The following is a 14,922-nucleotide window of genomic DNA, read 5'->3' on the forward strand; positions in this document are numbered from 1 at the left end:
AGGACCGCGTGTCACATCCCCAGCTTCATGGGGGGCGCGAGCGAGCCCGCGTCGCCCTACGGCAAATCCTGCCAGCTATCGAATCTGCGGGTCGTCGCTTCTCCCGCGACGATGTCCACCCTGAGGGTGCGCCACTTCCCCTGGGGGTCGCGAACCTTCAGGGTGCGCGTGCCCGCCGGCAGGGACAGACCCAACACGGGGATTTCTCCCGCATCCTTGCCGTCCACCTTGAGGGGCGCCTTGTCGCCATGCACGCTGAACGTCAGCTTGCCCATCCCCCGCGAGGACTTCACGACGGCGGGCTCCGGCTTCCTGTCCTCGTCTTCGTCCTCACGCGATGAGGTCGTCCGGACCTTCTCCGGCTTCTTCACCGGCTCCGGCTTCTTCACCGGCTCCGGCGCCTTCGCCAGCGCGCCACCGTCTCCCGGCTCCGGAAAGATGGGCAGCCCCGAGTTGTACGGCTTCAGCTCCACGACGGGCTCCATCGTCGCGTCCAGCGCGTTGCTCAAGCGCAGGGCGCCGTAGCCACCGCCCCCGAGGATGCCGAGCAGCACCAGGCCCCACAGGATGTTCGAGCCCCGGCGTTGTCCAGGCGTGAGGTCCGTGTCCGCCGGGGGCTGACCTGCCCGGGGCTTCACCGTCGACACCTTGCGAGAGACCTTCTTGGCTCCCGGCACGGAGGGGTTGCCCGTCTTCGGCGTGGCCTGGTTCTCGCGCACCGGCAGGTACGGCCCGTCGTCCCCACGCAGGGCGCGCTTGGCGGCCTCCAGCATGAGGCTGTTGGCGGTACCGTCCGCGCTCTCCAGCAGGGCGCGCGTGGCCGCCATCCGCTCCGTGAACAGCTCCTTCATCAGCGAGCCGCGGTGGTCCGCGTCCTGAATCAGCGAGCCCGCCGCCGCTTCAATCGCCCGCGCCATGTCCCGGCCGTTGGCGAAGCGCTTCTCACGGCTGCGCTCCAGGGACTGCATCACCACCTTGGAGATCTGCTCGGACACGTGCGGCGTGACGTGCGAGGGCCAGGGGATGGGCGCCTCGAGAATCTTCATCATCTCGTCGCGCTCCGTCTTGCCCGCGAACAGGCGCGCGCCGGTGAGCATCTCGTGCATCATCACGCCCACCGAGAACAGGTCGCTGCGGCCATCCAGCTTGTCGCCGCGCACCTGCTCCGGGGACATGTACCCGGTGGTGCCCTTCACCGTGCCCGCGTGCGTGCGCTCCAGGCTGCCCTTCGCCTTGGCGATGCCGAAGTCGAGCAGCTTCACCATGCCGTCGTACGTCACCATGATGTTCTTCTGGGCGACGTCGCGGTGGATGACGGGGCTGGGCTCGCCCGAGGGCGCGGTGAAGGTGTGCGCGTAGTGCAGCGCCATGCAGACGTCGCGCGCCACCGACAGCGTGAAGCCCAGCGGCACCGGCTGCTGGCTGCGCAGACACGCGCTCGTAATCTGGTTCAGGTTCTGCCCGGCGATGAACTCCATCGCCAGGTAGAGGCCGTCCTCCTCCTGCCCCAGGTCGAACACCTGCGCGATGTTCGGGTGGTTGAAGGCCGCGGTGATGCGCGCCTCGTCCAGGAACATCCGCTCGAACTGCTCGTTGTCCCGAGCGTCCGGCAGGATGCGCTTGACGACGACGTATTTACGGAAGCCACCCGGACCCGAGGTGAAGCCGAGGAACAGCTCGGCCATGCCACCCACGGACAGTTGTGTGACGACCTCGTACTTCCCGATGCGCTCGCCCCGATAGAAATCGATGGGTGCAACCTCCACGACAGCGCCCCGACACCGGAGCAGCACCGCAACGGAGGATAACAGGCTTGTAGGGCGCGGACGTGCGGTGAGAATGCACCGTCACGCACGGTCGCCCCCTCATCCACCAGCGACCTGTGGATGGCCTGTGGATAGCGGGGGGTGGGTTGTGGAGAAACGGTGGCGTGGATCAGCGCCTGTGGGAAGCCGGGGGAAACCGCCAGTTTACCCACATGTAGCATCGGCCGAATTCGTCAGTCATCCCGCGAGCTTGCTGACTTATCCCCAAATCCGAGCCCTCTACTGCTTCCACTATTTGATCAATACCTACATAAAGCTTTTCTAGAAGCAGCAGGCCGCTGGGGACAACGCCTGTGGACGGGTGCAACACGGTTGTAGACTGATGGGCCGTGCGCGCGTGGACCTTCATGTTCTGGCTGTTCGCCTCCCAGGCCTGGGGCGCGGAGCCGCCGCTGGTGCGCGCCGAACAACAATTCGACGCCCTGGAGTTCGATGCCGCGGCCACGTCCTTCCTGGAGGCCCTGGAGGGCCCTGGGACGCGCGTGGAGCGTCTGCGGGCATGGCGGGGGCTGGCCATGGCTCGCGCCTTCATGGGACAGCGCCAGGAGGCTCAGGCGGCCTTCGAGTCCTTGCTCGTCCTGGAGCCCTCCGCCCAGGTGAAGGACTCGCTGGGGCCCAAGGTCCAGGTGCCGTTCCTCGCGGCGCGGGCGGCGATGGAGGGCCAGCGGCCCACACTCACGGTGACGCGGCTGGCGGATGGCCGGGTGGTGGCCGTGCTGGAGCAGCCCCGGAAGGTGGCCACGGAGGTGATGGTGGCGGTGCGCCTGCCGGGCGCGGCGGGCTTCTCCGCGGCGGTGGGCCCGCCTTCGGGGCCCGTGGCGGTGAAGGCGCCCGCGGCGCGGGCCGTGGAGGCCTATGCGCTGGCTCGGGATGCCGGAGGCTTCGTCCTCTTCGAGCAGGGCAGTCCGCGCGCGCCGCTGCGGCTGGAGGCCACCGAGCACCTGCCACCGGCGGTGGCCTCGGCGCGTGACGCGGCGACGTCCCCCGCGGCCGAGCCGTCGCTGGAGGAGGCTCCCCGGCGCGCGTTCTGGCCCTATGTCGTGGGGGGCGTGGGACTGGCGGCGGCCGGGGTGGTGCTGGGCGTGGTGCTGACGCGGCCGGAGTCCCTGGCGCTGCCGGCGGCGGACCGCACGGAGCGTTTGCCATGAGCCTGGGGACGTCGCGGTGGGGGCTTCTCCTCGTGGCGCTGGGCGCGCTCGTCATGCCAGGCGGCTGCGAGCAGAGCACCCCACTGGTGCCGCCCGAGTTGTGCGCAAACGTGGTGTGCCCGGACAGCCAGGCCTGCGTGGAGGGCCGGTGTCTGGCCACCACATGTCAGGGCGTGGCCTGTGGCGCGGGGCGCGTGTGCGAACGCGGCGCGTGCGTGGATCCGTCGTGTCTGGGGACGAGCTGCGCGGCGGGCGAGGTGTGTCGCGAGGGCACGTGCCGGCGCGTGAGCTGCGGTGGCACCGCGACGTGTTTCCCCACGGAGCGCTGTGTGGGCTCGGAGTGCGTGAGGGACGGATGTCTCGGCGTCGCCTGTCCCCAGGGCACGGTGTGCCGGTCCGGAGGGCAGTGCCGGAGTGTCGCGTGCTCGGCGGACTTCGCCTGCGCGTCCGATGAGCGCTGTGGCGCGGAAGGCCGCTGTGTGTCGAGCGCGGGTTGCGCCGCGGTGAGTTGCCCCGCGCAGCGCGTGTGTCGCGAGGGCGCGTGCCTGGCGCTGTCCTGCACCACCGGGGAGCAGTGCGGCCCGGGCGAGGTGTGCCGCGCCGGTGGATGTCTATCCGCCACGGAGGCCTGCGCGGCGGTGGGCCCGTGTGCCTCCGGACAGGTGTGCCGCGCGGGCGTGTGTCAGGCGGTGGTGTGTGGCGCGGGCAAGCCGTGTCAGGGGCTGGAGGGTTGTCGCGCGGGGGTCTGCGAGGGACCGGTGCGCGCCGAACTGGGAAACCTGGTGCCCGCGGGAGGCGTGCTTCCTCCCGGGCCTGGCTCGGTGGGCATGGGCCTGGGGGGCACTCCCGCGCGGGGGCCCACGCACACGCTCTATCCAGGGGCCACGCCGTAGGGCGGACGGCTCAGGCGTGCGCTTCGCGCAGGCGTTCGAGGAGTGCTGGCAGTCCCGCGAGCAGCTCGCGGTCCGTGCGCTCCAACGCGTTGCGGAGGATTTCGAGGTCCTCCGCGTCACGCTCCGCGTTCACCATGCGCTGGAGTCCCCGCAGACGCTGGTTGCGCAGGACGAGCCGGGCCAGGGTGTCCTCCAGCTCCTCCGCGAGCGCCTCATCCAGTTGGAGGTCGCGACTGATGAGCTCGCGCAACTGCTCCACCAGGTAGGTGAGGTCCCAGGATTCTTCGTAGCCGGCCCGTCGAGACATCGCTTTTCACGTATCGCCGGGCTCAGCCCAGCGCTCGAGCGCGCGTGAGCCCCGAGAGGGTCAGCCGCGAGCGGGATGGATCCATCTCCACGACGACGTGGCATCCATCCAGGTCCAGGTTCAACGCATAGGGCTCCGACATGGGCAGCAGGCCGCGCTCCTGATGCGCCAGCGAGGCCATGCGGAACAGCTCCGAGAGCAGGGCCTGCCGTGTCTCCGGAGACAGTCCATCCACGCTGCCCTGCAGGCTGCGTGGGATGAGCACGGTGAAGGCCTGGGATGATGGTGAGCCCGCGGTGGAGACGGAGGTCATGCCGTTTCCGACTGCTAGAACCGTACCCTTCTCGGATCCAACCATTCCGCGCGGTTGCAGTGGGTCCGAAGAGACCATCTGAAAAAAACACAGGGTTTTGCCACCCGACGCCTGAAGTGTCTGCGGAGAAGCGAGAGCTTCCTGTGCTCGCTCGGCTCCAATCCCGAGCGGATGGGGATTCCGTTCGACGTTCAGCTCTCTGACGAGACTGCGATTTCGCGCGGATGGATGAGGTCAAACGCGCCGTCGTGTTCGACGTGCTGACGCTCGGCTTGTCATCAGGGGATGCGACAGCAGATGGCGTAGGCGGTGGGGGCGGTGCTGCTGGTGAGGTGGCCTCGGCAGCGATAGCCGGGCACGCCCGGGGTCTGCGTGAGGCCGTTCTCGAAAGTGACGCCCGCGGGCTGGAAGGCGACGCTCACGGGCGCGGGTCCGTCCTCGAGTCCACTGCAGCCGCCGCCCATCAGCGTCTCCCCCATGCCGCACCACGCGGTGGCGGCGCGAGGGTCGAGCGTATCGTTGCCCGTGGCACTCTTGTAACTACATGTCAGCGGGGGCCTCGCGTGGGTGTGGTCGGAGCGGGCCGCGATGCGCGCCGAGCCATTGGTGCCGCCCGCCGTCGGGAAGCTGACGCGCACGGCGAGGGGCGTGCCCGAGGCGATGAGCCCGTCTCCATACGTGGGCGCGGGCGCGTCCAGCTTCACCTTGTCGGCCGCGGACATGAAGCCGGGGGCCGTGGTGGTGGCGTTTGTGTGGGTGTGGCTCGTGGGCGCGAAGGTGGAAGCGGCGCGGCCCTCCAGTCGGATGCTGTCGCTGGCGCGCAGGGCGAAGGGCACCGAGGCCAGGCGGAAGCGCGGCGTCAGCTCCGACTGGCTGGCGAGCGCGACGCCCAGGTGCATCTCCGAGCGTCGCACCAGGTCGTCCCCCAGCGGAGCCGAGGAGCCCAGCACCACCGCGTAGTAGCCATTCGTCACCGGCACGGCCAGGTGGTTCTCCTGCCACAGCGGGGAGCCGCCGGTGGGCGTGGCGTAGAGGGCGAAGGCGAGGTCCTGGGGAGAGTTCTCGGGCGTGCCGTCCGCGCGCACCAGGCGCCCCTGGAAGGTCATCGTGCGCGGCACGTCCTGCGCGGCGGCGGGAAGGGCCCACTGCGCGAGCACGGCCAGGACGAGCACGAAGGTGGGACGCGGGGACATGGAGGACTCCAGTGGAGAACGGACGCCGGGAGTCTACAGGCGCGAGCGTTCAGCAGCCGAAACGCAAGCATTCCCGGAGGGTCTTGGGAGGGAGGGTGGCCGACAGCGCGGTGAGGCGCACCCCTCGCATCCTCCGGGCGCGAGGACTATACGCCAGGGCTGGAGCACGGGAGGCACCCATGGCACGCGCGACGAGAGCAGGCGGGGTGGGGTGGGCATTCATCCTGTGGGCGACGGTGCTCGGCGCCTGTCTGACGGCGTGCCGCGAGGACCCTCCCCTGGTGGGTGCCGAGGGCCGACTGAGGTTGTCGCTGTCGCGGCTGGATTTCCCCCCGGCCTTCCCGGGCGGTGTCCGCGAGGCGGAGGTGCGAGTGCTCAACGCGGGGCGCGCTCCGCTGGACGTCACCTGGACCTCGGTGGAAGCGCCCTTCTCGCTGGTGGATGCGTTGCCCTCGCGCGTGGGCGCGGGCGAGGTGCCGGTGCGGCTGCGCTTCAGCCCCCAGGCCATGGGCACGTACGAGGCCCGCCTCATCGGCACCGCGTCGGATGGAGGTCGCGCGGAGCTGGTGCTCGCGGGCGAGGCGCGACAGACGCCGGAGTGTCAGGCGGTGACGTGCTCCACCGCGGTGTTCGACCCCGTGTCCGAGCGCTGTGTGGAGACGGTGCTCCCGGATGGCACCGGGTGTGACCCAGGCAATGCCTGTCTCACCACGGCCATGTGTCAGCAGGGACGGTGCAAGGGACTGGAGCGTCCCTGTGACGACGCCAACGCCTGCACCACGGACGTGTGCCATGCGCTGGACGGCTGTCGCGCCGTGCCCGCGCCGCCGTGTCCCGGAGCGGGCGCCTGTCAGGTGGGCACGTGCGACGCGAAGCTCGGCTGCGGCCTGGCGGATGCGCCCGATGGCACCTTCTGTGGAACGGAGCGCGGCTGTGATGCCGCCGACGTGTGCGTGGAAGGCGCGTGCGCGCGGCGCAACCTGCCGGATGGCTTCGTCTGCGCGGCGGCCAGCCCGTGTCAGGCGGAGGGACGCTGCAAGGGGCCCGTGTGCGAGCGGCCCGACGCGGTGTCGCTCGCGCCGGACTGGGTGCTGGACGCGCGGGTGCGGAGCATGAACCTGCATGACCTGCTGGTGGGGCCGGAAGGTGACGTGACGCTGGCGGGCTTCTACGAGTCCGCGCTGCTGGACGCCGCGGCGCCCGTGCCCATGCTCAGCGGTGACGCGGCCCGGCGGTGCATGCTGTGGAACGACAGGCTGCTGTGCATGGACCTGCCGGATGACGGCACGGTGTCCCTGGTGGAGCGCTACACGGGCGCGCCCCGGTGGACCTTCACCCTGGCGAGCGCGCGGCCGGATATCGCGCAGCGCACGTCCAGCCTCTTCCTGGCGCGGCTGGCGGTGATGGCTCCGGACCGACTGGCGGCCCTCTTCGAGGCCTACCCCGTGGCGTTGAACCGCGAGACGTTGTGTCGCATGTATTTCCTGGTGGTGCTGGATGCGTATGGACAGATGGTGTCCGCGCAGGAGCTCACGGATCCCCTGCTGTCCGAGTGCAACCACCCGCACCCCTTCGGAGTCGTCTCCGACGCGGTGGGGGATTTGTATGTCTCCTTCTCGCAGACGTTGAACGTGGGGGCTCCACTCCAGGCGGGGGCCCCTTCGCTGCTGATGGCCTTCTCGTCGGACGGCGTGCCGCGCTGGCGCAAGTCACAGGCGCAGCGCGCCGGTGAGCTGGCGGTGGTGAACGGGCTTTTGTTCCCGGAGCGGGGCACGCAGGCGCTGAGCACGGCGGACGGCTCGGTGGCTGGGACTCTTCCCCAGCAGTTCGGCCGCGCGGTGGCCACGCGCGAGCGGCTGGTGCCCAGCGCACCGGGGACCACGGTGAACGTGAACGAGGGCGGAGTGCTGCCCGTGGCCACGGAGCTGAAGGGCTACGGCCTGCCCGCGCTGAGTCCCGCGTGGACGTACTCCCTGCGCTCGGGACAGCTCCTCACCTCGAAGGAGCTGCGGCTCGCGTCCTGGCCGGATGCGCCCGGGTTTCCTCCCCGGACGCTGGTGCTCACGACGGCCACGGACGGCGACGACAGGCAGTTGCTGGTGGGCGTGCGCATGACGGACGGCGGCGAGGCGTTCCAGTGCGAGCTCGACTACGCGCCCCGCTCGATTCCGCAGTTGCTGGAGCTGGCACCCGGGGCCCTGCTGCTGATGGACGGGGCCACCACCTGTGGCGAGTGTGACCCACCGTTTGCCTACAGCCAGTCGCGCTTCCAGCGCTTCCCCATGCCGGGCCTGTTGCCCGCGAAGGAGCCGTGGCCGGGGACTTTCGGCGGGCCGGGCCATGACCACCACGAGGGGGCCGACCACTGAGGTTGGGACGGGGAGCGCCCTTTTCTTGAAGAAAACACGGGGGGCGTGTCGAAGTGCCGGGCGCGGTTCCGACGTAGGGCAAGGCCGGCGCCATCCAGGTGTCGCACCCACCAAGGACTTCCCCATGCAGAAAATCACCCCGTTCCTGATGTTCAACAACCAGGCGGAAGAGGCGGCGAAGCTCTACACGTCGGTGTTCAAGAACTCGAAAATCACCTCGGTTGCGCGGGGCCCGGACGGCGCGGCCATGTCCGTCACCTTCGAGCTGGAAGGTCAGCCGTTCATGGCGTTCAACGGCGGGCCGCGGTTCAAGTTCACCGAGGCGATTTCGCTGTTCGTCAGTTGTGAGACGCAGCCGGAGGTGGACTCGCTCTGGGAACAGCTCACGGCGGGGGGCGGAAAGGACAGCAAGTGCGGCTGGCTGGAGGACCGGTTCGGGGTGTCCTGGCAGATCATCCCCACGACGTTGATGCGCCTGATGGGAGACAAGGATCCGGCGAAGGCGGGACGCGTGGTGCAGGCGATGCTCGGGATGCAGAAGATTGACATCGCCGCCCTGGAGCGCGCCTACCAGGGAAGCTGAGCGGTCCTCAGTCCGTCGTCACCGGAGGCACGGCGTCGCTGTGCCTCCAGGCCTCGTAGTGGATGCGGCCCAGGGGGGCTCCAGCCGTGGGTCCCCCGCCAAACGTGCCGATGATGTCCACGCGCTCGGTGGCATCCGAGACGGGATGGATGCGGAACTCCACGCCTCGGCCGAACGGTGGCAGCACCAGGCCGTGCCAGCGCAGCGTCCCACCTCGCAAGCGGATGCCGCCATCCTCCAGGACGGACACGTCCAGCTCCAGGTCCAGGCCGTGCTCGACGAAGACCTCGTGGAGTCGGCCGTCGCGCAGGATGAAGTCCGAGTCGAACCTGCGCAGCACGCCGTCGCAGTACAGCTCCCGGACGAAGTGCATGGAGCCATCCGCGCGGCGGAAGGTGAGGAAGCGTCCGGGGAAGGTGCGTGCCCCGTGCTCGGAGAGGCCCTGGCCGGACAGGCGCGTGGCCATCCAGGCCAGCAGCCGGGCCGTGCGCGAGGCGAAGGTGACGGAGGCTCGGGCGCTCCATGCACCGGGGTTCGCGTAGAAGCGCATGACGCGCGGGTCCACGCGGGACATGTCCGGGCCCAGCACGGTGGCGAGCAGGGGCCAGACATCCGAGGGCCTCGCGCGCTGGCCCCGGTGCACGGCCTTCACGCCGCGACGGTAGACACTGGCCGCCGTCCACGCGGTGATGAAGCTCGTGAGCAGCAGCCACGCCGTGCGCCGCTCATCGACGAGGCCGGTGTCGTGGCGCCAGCGCGGCAGGCACAGCGCGCGCACGGTGGCGAAGGCGTAGTGGCGCAGCAGGCTCCAACTGGCGCTCAGCATGCGTGACAGGGACAGCGCCAGGCCGTGGGCGATGGCCGTCTCACCCGGCACGGCGCCCGCGAGGGCGGGCTGGTCGAAGAGGCGCGCGCCGAGCGTCATCTCCACGTGCTGCACCAGCAGGCGCCACAGCGGCTCGTTCCCGTGGACGCGGGCCTCTTCGAGAAAGGCGGCCTCGTACCCGACGTCACGGGCCCGGGCCACGTCTCGCATGTGGGCTTCAATCCAACGCTCGTCCCGGACTTCGAGCGGGAGCTGGTCCTCGCAGGCGCGCGCATAGGACGCCCACTCCCGGGTGCGGGGAAATCCACGCTCATCCACCGGCATCACCGCGGCGCCCAGTCGCGCGAAGGGCTCCGACACCCCCCAGAAGCGGCCGAGTGTCACCGCGCTCGCGGCCAGCAGGTGCACCTTCGCCATGCGGCACGGATGCGCGCGGTAGAAGTCCGCGAGCAGGCCCAGGGAGAGTCGGCAGGCGCGGTGACGGATGGCGAAGTCCCGCAGTTCCCCGAGCGGCGCATCAGGCAGGGCCGTCCGCGCTTCGTCGAGCTCCTCCGGGTGGAGCCGGGCCTCCCGCTTCGCGTCCCTCGGGAGCAGGGCCTCCAGTTGGGAGTCTCCCGGGTGCAGCTCTCCCGACCGCTGGAGGGCCTCCAACTGCGCGTCCGCCAGCGGGGAGCCTTCCGAACGGAGCAAGGCCTCCAGTCGCGCATCCTGGTGCGGTGATGCCATCGAGTTGAGTTGGAACACGGTGTCCTCCACTCGCGTCTCGAAGCGGGTCCGCGGCGGCTTCCGTCGCGGATGCGTCTCCACGGCTTCGGCGCTCATGAAGAGACCTCCACAAGTTCTCCACAGGGATACGCCGTGGTGGACTCGCGGTCCTCGACGCCTCGGCCAAGCCAGCTCCTCGCCGCACCCGGCGCCGGCGTCCGTCCGAGCACCCGCGCGAGGATGAACAGCCCGAAGCGCCACCGTGAGCGCCCTCGCGTCGGAGCGTGTTCATCCCCGGCGCACCACTGGCGCAGCGTCTCGAAGCCCCACTCCGTGCCCAACCGCATGACGGGACGGAACAGCACCGCGTCGAGCACCTCCCCCACCACTCCGTACCGCGCGCGGTAGTCGAACACCGTCTTGAAGAACGTCCCCCCGGGCCGCTGCTCGTAGAGCCACACGCCGCGACCGCGCAGGATGATGCTCCGCCAGTCCTCCGAGCCGAACTCGAACGTCGAGCGCACGTGCGGCGTGTTCGCCAGGTAGCGACCCCAGCCGACGATTTCGAGCCCGAAGCCCAGGTGCGTCCGGTAGTCCATCAGGTGGAACCCCCGGGCATCGGCCTCCGGCAGGTAGCGGATGGACGTGAAGCGCACGTCCCACGCCGTGTGCAGCGCGGGGTCCTGCGTGCGCTCCCACACCACCTCGACGGGCGCGGGGATGAACACCTCCGCGACAATCCTTTGGAGCCGGGGTTGTCGGAATGGAGTGGCCACCGGCCGCCGCCGGAACGCGAACCACCGCGCCAGGTCCTTCGTGAAGACGATGAGCGCTGTCACGCCCATCACCGTCATAAGCGCGCACAAGGCCACGGGCACCAGGGGCGGGTCCACGCGAAGCCCCGTGGGCAGCAGCCTGTCCGCCCACACCGCGTGGAAGGTCGCCATGAGGTAGAGCCCCACCAGCACGCTCAGCACCACGTGCATGAAGTACTCACCCCGGGGAACACCGCCCTGGGACGCTCGGCTGTCGCGCTCCTCCCAGACATCCGCGAGGGCGACGAAGACATCCGCGGCGTACAACACCCCGAGCAACCCCAGCGCCCACCCCTGGAAGCGCACGTGCGGCACCCAGAGGAACTGGAGCGCGTAGATGAGGTGGCGCGCGGTGTGCCAGAGCACCTCGCGCTGACACTCGGGGCGCTCGTGGAGCCGGCCGCGCCAGAGGTGGAAGTAGAGGACGTCGAAGGCCCCCAGGAGGCCGATGGCGAGCAACAGGTAGAAGGCGACGTGCATGGCCGGGCCTCAGTGCAACGGCACGGCCAGCGCCTCCCGGGGATGCAAGCCTTTGGAACGCCAGGGATTCAGCGGATTCGACGCGAGCCTCCCGTCAACTCCGTGGACAGCGCCGACAACCCGGGTTGTCGTCCCCAACTTCTCCACAGGGCTTCTGCGTGCGGGTGGGTTTCACCGAGCCTCTGAGTCGGCGGCCTCGGTGCGTCATGAATCACGCGTCAGGTGTCATGACGGGTGTCGCGCACGGGCCCAAAACGGCGCTGTCAATCGGTCGTCCTCGAATTTTCCTGAAAGATTTCCAGGACGGGTGGTGAACGGGACCCGCCCTGGAACCTGGAGAAACCCGGCCTGACACGGCACACCCCGCGTCACCGACCCTGCGGGTGGACATGCCCCGCGTACCCGATATTCTTCGGCCATCGTTGCGTTGAAAGACGTAGACGTGTTCCACATTGCCCACGCGAGGCCTGCCCGGGATGCACCCCTTGGTCCCGGCGCTTGTGTGGAAGGAGTGCGGTTGCCCGGACGACCTTGGAGGTCCGGCGTGCGGCGGCTCCGTTGCATCGTGGGGGGCCCGCTCGGGCCCCGGGGAGATGCGCGTTCCCTGGGGCCCGAGTCACCTCGTCACTGACTAGGGCCCCATCCGGGCCGCGCCCGCGGGCGCCTTCGCCCCGAAGGATTGCAGGTAGCGCAGCTCGTCCCGGGTGCTCTCCTCCAGCAGCTCCTCCGTGAGCGAGTTCAGCGGCCACCGCTCCATCGCCGTCTGCTGGAACACGGCGATGGCCTGCTCCAGCTCCTTGATTTGATTCATCGCCAGCGTCCGGCCCGCGTCGTCCTCCAGGTCCTGCGAGCCGCCACGCACCAACTGCAGGCCCGTCATCCGCTCCACCACGGTGGTCTGCTGGACCAGGCTGGCGCCGATGTCCCGGGTGATGCGACCCAGGCGCTGACGTCCCTCCGGAGAGAGCGCGCCGCGCGTGGCCACGTTGCGCGTGCGCAGAATCCACGTCCCCCGCTCGTTGATGCCTCGCAGGGACACCGCCATCGCCAGCGCGCTGGCGTCCGGCACGCCTGCTTCCTTCAAGAGCCGGCGAGTCTCCCGGTAGCCATCGTGAAACGAGGTCTCTCGCCACGCGGGCAACGTGGCCACGCGCTCCAGCGCGTCGATTTCCGCGGCCGTCAGCTCCGTACCGGACTCGGTGTCACCCAGTAGCAGGAGCAACTGGAGCTGCATCGAGCGCGGGTGCGCCGCGGCCAGCGACTCCAGCTTCTGGCGGAACGTCTTGCGCGCCCGCTCGTGCTCGGACTCCGGCAGGGACTCGCCCCTCAGCGCGTCCCGCACCGCGAGGTAGAGGTCCGGGTTCTCCAGTCGGGGCACCTGCGCCAGCAGGAAGAGGGACTTGTCCGCGTCCAGCTTGCGCGAGGCGAGCGCGAGCCTCAGCTTGACGTCGTCCGAGGGCGCCCGCTCCCACGCGAGCTTCTCCCAGTCGGAGGCGGTGGGGTCCGGCGGCAGGGGCGTGGCGCCTGGAAGCAGCTCGCTCTTTCCGAGGTTGGGGCGGCCCAGCGTCACCCACGCGTCCTGGAAGGCCTGCTGCCAGGAGACACCCGGCGCGCGCCGCAGCTCGCGCAGCGTCTCCAGCAACTTCAGCTCCGGACTCCCCGGCGCCACGGCCTCGAACTGGCCCAGCACGGTGGCGGCCTCCGCGTCGTTGCCTTCCTCGAGCGCCAGACAGGCGTGCACGAGCAGGGCGGGCGCGTGCCTGGGCGCCAGCATCAGCGCCTCGCCGAGCGACTCGCGGGCCTTCTTCAAATCCCCCGTGGCGGCGGCGCGCGCGGCGCGGTCCGTGTGGCGCAGCACCTCCGGGGACACGGTGGGCTTCGCGGCGCCCTGTTTCTTGGGGGAGTGCTCGCCGTGGTCATGCGCGTCATGGCCTGGAGGCGACTGCCTGCCCCGGAAGAACAGGGCACCTCCGGCGACCAGGGCCACCACCAGTCCCACGCCACTCCACAGTGCTGCCTTGCGTCCCGATGAGCCCTGCGTGGAAGGAGGAGGAATCGGGTCCGTCATGGTGTGGCGTCTCCGGCGGGTGGGGGAGCCGCATTCCAATCGTCCGCGACGACTGGAGCAAGGTGGCCCGCGCCCTGGGGACAGTGTCCGTCCCTACCCAGGGGGGCCCCCACCCGCGTCCGGGACGTGCCCGGACGCCTGGGGCGCCGCGCTCAGTCCTTCAGGTAGACGACGCGGGTGCCACCGCGCGCCTTCACCTCGGTGCGGGGAGGACGGGAGACGCACTGGACGGTGGTGCCCCCGGTCGCGTTGACGGAGAGGCTCTCCGAGGGGTCCGCTTCCACGTGGACTCCGCCGCTGGCTTCGACCTCCAGGGACTTCACGCCCTTGAGGTCCATGGCCTTGATGACGGCGCCGCCGCTGGCCTCGATGTCCAGCTCCTGGGCGCGACCCGCCAGGTTGACGGCGGCCCCGCCGCTGGCCTCGACCTCCACCTTCTTCGTGTCCACGCCCCGGACCGTGAGGGCCGCGCCGCCGCTGGCCTCGGCGGAGAATTCGTCCCCGGAGGGGGAGACTTCCGCCTCGACATTCCCGCCGCCGCTGACGTCCACGCCGTCCAGGTGGGGGTTGGAGACGTACAGGCGCACCTTGCCGCCCTGGAATTGGCTGAAGAGGCCGTCGCGCTCCACCTGGGTGGTGAGCTGTCCGTCCTTCACCACGAGTCGCAGGCGGGACAGCAGCTCCGAGGGCCCCTCGACGCGGACCGACTTGGGGCCGACCTTCACCTGGGCCTTGATGCCGTGGCCCACCGCGAGGCTCTCGAAGTCGGGGACATCTCGCGCCTCACCCTTCTGGGCGCCCTCCGCGAAGGAGGTTCCCGCGAACATCAGCAGCGGGACGAGCAGGGACATCCGGGCGGTCTTCATGGCGCGCTCCCAAGGCATGGGACCCGGCAGGGGCCCCGTCATGGCGGCTACGCGCGGCGCTCCGAGCGATTGCCACCCCTGGGGCAACTACTGGCGGGAGAGCATCTCCAGCGGGACTCGCACGGCGGTGGTGTCGCCGGGCTTGATGTCGACCGACAGCTTGAGTGCCTTCCCATCGCCGTCCACGAGCTTCAGCGTGTGCTTGCCGGAGGGCAGGCTCACCTTGAAGAGCGGGGTATCACCCAGGGACTGTCCGCCCAGATACACCTTGGCGTAGGGCTCGGTGACCAGGGTGAGGAAGCCCGGCTCTCCGGTGGGAGTGGCCGCACTGTCCTCACCCGAGTCGAACGTCGCGCGCTTGCCGTTCCGGGTCGTCGACTCCTTGGTGGTCCGCTTGCCCGTGGAGCGACCCGGCTTGCGCGCGGGCTTGTCCTCCACCTCGTCCAGGGTGGGAGGGGCGTTGGAGGGCTCCGGGTCGGGGTCGACGGTCTCCGCCAGCACTTCGGGTGGGGGTGGGACCTTCTCCACGA

Annotated in this window: 13 protein-coding genes; 4 read left to right on the forward strand and 9 right to left on the reverse strand. The window is 70.1% G+C overall.

The annotated features are described in order from the left end of the window. Positions 1 to 56: 56 nt before the first annotated feature. Entirely contained in the window at positions 57 to 1,766 is a 1,710-nt protein-coding gene (locus tag HR086_RS18630; protein ID WP_373564323.1) for a serine/threonine protein kinase, read from the reverse strand. Positions 1,767 to 2,155: 389 nt separating this feature from the next. Here HR086_RS18630 and HR086_RS18635 point away from each other — a divergent pair, with 389 nt between their 5' ends. Both HR086_RS18635 and HR086_RS18640 read left to right on the forward strand, forming a co-directional pair. Then, positions 2,156 to 2,974: a hypothetical protein gene (locus tag HR086_RS18635; RefSeq protein WP_174456080.1), complete on the forward strand. Its 819-nt coding sequence runs from the start codon at positions 2,156 to 2,158 to the stop codon at positions 2,972 to 2,974. Then, a complete protein-coding gene (locus HR086_RS18640) occupies positions 2,971 to 3,867 on the forward strand; it encodes a hypothetical protein (RefSeq protein ID WP_174466286.1) in 897 nt (298 codons plus the stop codon). The genes HR086_RS18635 and HR086_RS18640 overlap by 4 nt, the downstream gene beginning before the upstream one ends. A 10-nt stretch (positions 3,868 to 3,877) precedes the next feature. Here the strand turns inward: HR086_RS18640 and HR086_RS18645 are convergent, their stop codons facing one another. The 3 genes from HR086_RS18645 to HR086_RS18655 all read right to left on the reverse strand — a co-directional run bounded on the left by HR086_RS18645 (position 3,878) and on the right by HR086_RS18655 (position 5,680). Next, the gene (locus HR086_RS18645) at positions 3,878 to 4,174 is read right to left on the reverse strand and encodes a hypothetical protein (protein WP_141647154.1); all 297 of its coding nucleotides are present in this window, start codon (positions 4,172 to 4,174) and stop codon (positions 3,878 to 3,880) included. A gap of 22 nt (positions 4,175 to 4,196) precedes the next feature. Continuing rightward, positions 4,197 to 4,487, reverse strand: a complete 291-nt coding sequence (locus tag HR086_RS18650; protein WP_141647153.1) for a hypothetical protein — start codon at positions 4,485 to 4,487, stop codon at positions 4,197 to 4,199. A gap of 278 nt (positions 4,488 to 4,765) precedes the next feature. Continuing rightward, on the reverse strand, positions 4,766 to 5,680 hold the full coding sequence (locus HR086_RS18655; RefSeq protein WP_174456078.1) for a hypothetical protein: 915 nt from the start codon (positions 5,678 to 5,680) through the stop codon (positions 4,766 to 4,768). A 179-nt stretch (positions 5,681 to 5,859) separates the two neighbouring features. Here HR086_RS18655 and HR086_RS18660 point away from each other — a divergent pair, with 179 nt between their 5' ends. Both HR086_RS18660 and HR086_RS18665 read left to right on the forward strand, forming a co-directional pair. Beyond that, the gene (locus tag HR086_RS18660; RefSeq protein WP_174466287.1) at positions 5,860 to 8,049 is read left to right on the forward strand and encodes a tenascin-X; all 2,190 of its coding nucleotides are present in this window, start codon (positions 5,860 to 5,862) and stop codon (positions 8,047 to 8,049) included. Between the two features lie 124 nt (positions 8,050 to 8,173). Further along, positions 8,174 to 8,632 (forward strand): VOC family protein, encoded by a 459-nt coding sequence (locus HR086_RS18665; protein WP_141647150.1) that lies wholly within the window; start codon positions 8,174 to 8,176, stop codon positions 8,630 to 8,632. 7 nt (positions 8,633 to 8,639) lie between these two features. Here the strand turns inward: HR086_RS18665 and HR086_RS18670 are convergent, their stop codons facing one another. The 5 genes from HR086_RS18670 to HR086_RS18690 all read right to left on the reverse strand — a co-directional run. Continuing rightward, positions 8,640 to 10,280, reverse strand: coding sequence for a DUF4166 domain-containing protein (locus HR086_RS18670; protein ID WP_174466288.1), 1,641 nt, complete (start codon positions 10,278 to 10,280; stop codon positions 8,640 to 8,642). Beyond that, positions 10,277 to 11,458 (reverse strand): SRPBCC family protein, encoded by a 1,182-nt coding sequence (locus HR086_RS18675; protein WP_174466289.1) that lies wholly within the window; start codon positions 11,456 to 11,458, stop codon positions 10,277 to 10,279. Before HR086_RS18675 ends, HR086_RS18670 begins: the two co-directional genes overlap by 4 nt. A 631-nt stretch (positions 11,459 to 12,089) precedes the next feature. Further along, complete coding sequence (locus HR086_RS18680) at positions 12,090 to 13,526, reverse strand: lipopolysaccharide assembly protein LapB (RefSeq protein WP_174466290.1); 1,437 nt, start codon at positions 13,524 to 13,526, stop codon at positions 12,090 to 12,092. 152 nt (positions 13,527 to 13,678) lie between these two features. Next, positions 13,679 to 14,392 carry a head GIN domain-containing protein gene (locus tag HR086_RS18685; protein WP_141647146.1) on the reverse strand — a complete coding sequence of 238 codons (714 nt, stop codon included), beginning with the start codon at positions 14,390 to 14,392 and terminating at the stop codon, positions 13,679 to 13,681. Between the two features lie 87 nt (positions 14,393 to 14,479). Next, the coding region (locus HR086_RS18690) for a PEGA domain-containing protein (RefSeq protein WP_174466291.1) at positions 14,480 to 14,922 on the reverse strand (443 nt) is incomplete at its 5' end.

The sequence above is a fragment of the Myxococcus sp. CA039A genome (assembly GCF_013336645.1).
GTDB classification, from domain to species: Bacteria; Myxococcota; Myxococcia; order Myxococcales; family Myxococcaceae; genus Myxococcus; species Myxococcus llanfairpwllgwyngyllgogerychwyrndrobwllllantysiliogogogochensis.

Excerpts from the sequence above, each read along its gene's own strand:
- HR086_RS18675 (WP_174466289.1), bottom strand. The coding sequence starts at position 11,458 with ATGCACGTCGCCTTCTACCTGTTGCTCGCCATCGGCCTCCTGGGGGCC.
- HR086_RS18640 (WP_174466286.1), top strand. The coding sequence starts at position 2,971 with ATGAGCCTGGGGACGTCGCGGTGGGGGCTTCTCCTCGTGGCGCTGGGC.
- HR086_RS18680 (WP_174466290.1), bottom strand. The coding sequence starts at position 13,526 with ATGACGGACCCGATTCCTCCTCCTTCCACGCAGGGCTCATCGGGACGC.
- HR086_RS18660 (WP_174466287.1), top strand. The coding sequence starts at position 5,860 with ATGGCACGCGCGACGAGAGCAGGCGGGGTGGGGTGGGCATTCATCCTG.
- HR086_RS18685 (WP_141647146.1), bottom strand. The coding sequence starts at position 14,392 with ATGAAGACCGCCCGGATGTCCCTGCTCGTCCCGCTGCTGATGTTCGCG.
- HR086_RS18670 (WP_174466288.1), bottom strand. The coding sequence starts at position 10,280 with ATGAGCGCCGAAGCCGTGGAGACGCATCCGCGACGGAAGCCGCCGCGG.
- HR086_RS18650 (WP_141647153.1), bottom strand. The coding sequence starts at position 4,487 with ATGACCTCCGTCTCCACCGCGGGCTCACCATCATCCCAGGCCTTCACC.
- HR086_RS18655 (WP_174456078.1), bottom strand. The coding sequence starts at position 5,680 with ATGTCCCCGCGTCCCACCTTCGTGCTCGTCCTGGCCGTGCTCGCGCAG.
- HR086_RS18665 (WP_141647150.1), top strand. The coding sequence starts at position 8,174 with ATGCAGAAAATCACCCCGTTCCTGATGTTCAACAACCAGGCGGAAGAG.
- HR086_RS18645 (WP_141647154.1), bottom strand. The coding sequence starts at position 4,174 with ATGTCTCGACGGGCCGGCTACGAAGAATCCTGGGACCTCACCTACCTG.